The following is a 434-nucleotide window of genomic DNA, read 5'->3' on the forward strand; positions in this document are numbered from 1 at the left end:
TAATGTTCGATCATAAATAGGTGAACAACCACTTACGCAGGTTGTTCGGTCTCGTGTTGCTTTACAACTGACCTTCAACAAGAGCATCAACCAAGTCTCTCACGTAATCGAGGCTTGCTCGGTCCTGTGCATCTGATCCCGGCCATAACCATTCAGGATGGTGTTGTATACCTAGGCAGGCCGTCTCCTTATAAAAGACAATTTCGGCTTCGGGTTGGCCGGTCATGTCTTCTTGTGGCGTCTCGCCTTGGTTGAACGCTGATGTTCCCATCGGAGCCCAACCAATAAGCTTATGGTCACATCCCGGAACATAAGGGAAGGCTCGCTGATGGTGGCAGGAGTTAATGACCAACTCTTTGCCATCAAAAGTAAGCAGCTTATGCCTGACGGGATGGTGGGAATGTTGAACCAGCGAACCACCATTTAAGGCACAG

General features: G+C 49.3%; 1 protein-coding gene. It reads right to left on the bottom strand.

Annotated elements, in window-relative coordinates; genetic code table 11:
- Positions 1–61 precede the first annotated feature (61 nt).
- The coding region (locus tag AC3DEV_RS17195; protein WP_488372908.1) for a hypothetical protein at positions 62–434 on the bottom strand (373 nt) is incomplete at its 5' end.

It is taken from the genome of Dietzia sp. IBK-p2-15D, from assembly GCF_057773105.1.